This is a genomic window from Oleiphilus sp. HI0132, from assembly GCF_001635845.1.
In genome coordinates this window covers 1-906 of the sequence record NZ_LWGJ01000648.1, presented here as the reverse complement: position 1 = coordinate 906, position 906 = coordinate 1, and the positions used below count along the sequence as shown (strand labels likewise).

General features: G+C 44.4%; 1 protein-coding gene. It reads right to left on the bottom strand.

What is annotated here, in order from left to right:
• Positions 1-165 precede the first annotated feature (165 nt).
• A partial coding sequence (locus tag A3766_RS07865; RefSeq protein ID WP_369808609.1) for a pseudouridine synthase occupies positions 166-906 on the bottom strand: 741 nt, incomplete at its 5' end.

Sequence of the window (906 nt, the reverse complement as noted above, 5' to 3'; positions counted from 1 at the left end):
GACTCGTTAGAAAAAGCGTGGTTAGTAAGTCTATGATTTATTATTGCTTATTATGGCTCGAATGATAGCACCTAAATTTTTATAAGCCAAAAATCTTGCCTATATGCTTAGCAAATTAGCTTTGAAGTGGTGTTTAGTTTATTTATGTGCCGTATCGCACTGGTGCTAACTAGGTTTTTTTCTGTGTGGATGCTTCTTTTTGCTTGAATGGGTGCGTCCTTTATTACGAGAAGAATGTTTTTTATTTTCTCGTTGCTTAGGTAGGTGAACTTCCAGGCTTTTATGTTCGCCTGGTTGTAGGTTGTCGATAGACCAGGGGCCAATTGCTGCGCGAATCAGGCGGAGTGTTGGGAAGCCGACTTCAGCAGTCATTCGTCGCACTTGGCGGTTTTTTCCTTCGGTGATCGTTAATGCCAGCCAGGATGTTGGAGCATTTGCGCGCTGCCTTATTGGTGGGGTTCTCGGCCACAAGCAGGGCTCTTTAATTCGTTCGGCAATAGCTGGACGTGTTAGCCCATCTTTAAGTGTTACCCCATTACGCAATTTGTTAAGGGCTTCATCGCTAATCTCCCCTTCTACCTGTGCCCAATAGGTCTTGGGGAGCTTGTGTTTCGGGTCGGCAATTCGAGCTTGCATTTGCCCATCGCCAGTTAAGATCAATAGTCCTTCTGAGTCGTAGTCCAGTCTGCCGGCGGGGTATATTTTGGGGGTTTTAATAAAGTTTGAAAGCGTTGAGCGGCCCTCATTATCAGTAAACTGAGATAGTGTGTGATAAGGCTTGTTGAATAGGAAAATAGTAGGCATGGCCACATAATACGCGGACAGGAAAAAGTCTGCCATATAAATGGCAAGTGATTTACCCGGTTTTGTATAAAATCGGGTTAAGAGTAAATGGCTAAAGGCCTG